This is a genomic window from Tolypothrix sp. VBCCA 56010, from assembly GCF_050875635.1.
GTDB lineage: Bacteria > Cyanobacteriota > Cyanobacteriia > Cyanobacteriales > Nostocaceae > Hassallia.
In genome coordinates, this window is record NZ_JBPAOH010000544.1 from 1 (window position 1) to 216 (window position 216).

At 40.3% G+C, this 216-nt stretch carries 1 pseudogene; it reads left to right on the plus strand.

What is annotated here, in order from left to right:
• Positions 1 to 216 (plus strand): annotated as a pseudogene (locus tag AABK37_RS42290) (IS607 family transposase); the annotation flags it as partial.

Sequence of the window (216 nt, forward strand, 5' to 3'; positions counted from 1 at the left end):
TCGGAGGCGGACTAAACTTTAAGCGTAAAAAGTTTTTAGCCATCATCATGTCAATGCTTAAAGGTGAAACTAAAGTGCTGGTTGTAGCGCATAAAGATAGGCTGTGCCGATTTGCTTTTGAGTTTATTCAGGAATTAGCAATTTCTGTTGGCTGTGAAATTATCGTTGCCAACCAAGAATCACTATCTCCACAGCAAGAACTTGTGGAAGACCTGA